Raw genomic sequence first — 1,007 nt, 5'->3', positions numbered from 1 at the left:
CTGGCCCGCTGCATCGCCATGGTGCTGATCTGGAACGACCTGGCGTGCGGCGACCGCGAGGCCGCCGCCGTGCTCGTGGCCGTGAACTCGGTGTTCCAGGTGCTCGCCTTCGGTGCGCTGGGCTGGTTCTACCTGCAGGTGCTGCCGGGCTGGCTGGGGCTCCCGACGACGTCGGCCGAGTTCTCAGCCACCGCGATCGTGGCCTCCGTGCTCGTCTTCCTGGGCGTGCCGCTCGTGGCCGGGGCGCTGACCCGCGTGCTCGGCGAGCGCGCGCGCGGCCGCGCCTGGTATGAGGAGCGGTTCCTGCCGCGCCTCGGCCCGTGGGCGCTGTACGGGCTGCTGTTCACGGTGGTCCTGCTGTTCGCGCTGCAGGGGGACGCGATCACCTCGCGCCCGTGGGACGTGGCCCGGATCGCGCTGCCGCTGCTGGCGTACTTCACGGTCATGTTCCTGGTGGGGCTGTTCGCCTCCCGCGCCGTCGGGCTCGACTACGCCCGGTCCGTCACCGTGGCGTTCACGGCCTCGGGCAACAACTTCGAGCTGGCCATCGCCGTGGCGATCGCGACGTTCGGGGCGCAGTCCGGACAGGCGCTGGCCGGCGTCGTCGGCCCGCTCATCGAGGTGCCGGTGCTCGTCGGGCTCGTGTCCGTGGCCCGGTGGCTCGGCCCCCGCCTCTTCCCGCAGGACCCCACGATCCCCACCCCGGCGACGACGTCGCCCGCCCCCGTCAGGAGCCCCCCGATGACCACACCCCGCCCCACCGTCCTCTTCGTCTGCGTGCACAACGCCGGCCGCTCCCAGATGGCCGCCGGCTGGCTCGAGCATCTCGCGGGCGGACGCATCGACGTCCGCTCCGCGGGGTCGGCACCGAAGGACGAGGTGAACCCGGCGGCCGTCGCGGTGATGGCCGAGGTGGGGGTCGACCTCGCGGCGAACACCCCGAAGGTGCTCACCCCGGACGCGGTGCGGGGCGCGGACGTGGTGATCACGATGGGCTGCGGGGACGC

1 protein-coding gene is annotated in these 1,007 nt (G+C 73.7%); it reads left to right on the top strand.

Going from position 1 to position 1,007, the window contains the following annotated elements; all coding sequences use genetic code 11:
* Positions 1–1,007, top strand: a 1,007-nt coding sequence (locus UN64_RS21660; RefSeq protein ID WP_171978994.1) for an arsenate reductase/protein-tyrosine-phosphatase family protein, incomplete at both ends; no start/stop codon positions are given.

Source organism: Fictibacillus arsenicus (assembly GCF_001999465.1).
GTDB classification, from domain to species: domain Bacteria; phylum Bacillota; class Bacilli; order Bacillales; family Fictibacillaceae; genus Fictibacillus; species Fictibacillus arsenicus.
Note: the sequence above shows the minus strand (reverse complement) of the source record. Positions and strands in the feature narration are given on the sequence as shown.